Below are 261 nucleotides of genomic sequence, written 5' to 3' on the forward strand. Positions count from 1 at the left end.
GTGTTGATATCTGGACCGACGTCCCGGGCATCTACACCACCGATCCACGCGTAGTTTCCGCAGCAAAACGCATTGATGAAATCGCGTTTGCCGAAGCGGCAGAGATGGCAACTTTTGGTGCAAAAGTACTGCATCCGGCAACGTTGCTACCCGCAGTACGCAGCGATATCCCGGTCTTTGTCGGCTCCAGCAAAGACCCACGCGCAGGTGGTACGCTGGTGTGCAATAAAACTGAAAATCCGCCGCTGTTCCGCGCTCTGG

Annotated in this window: 1 protein-coding gene; it reads left to right on the plus strand. The window is 55.9% G+C overall.

The window, feature by feature from the left end; genetic code table 11:
• Positions 1–261, plus strand: a 261-nt coding sequence (locus AC0L3E_RS34705; RefSeq protein WP_473606924.1) for an amino acid kinase family protein, incomplete at both ends; no start/stop codon positions are given.

It is taken from the genome of Mesorhizobium sp. WSM4822 (genome assembly GCF_055811155.1).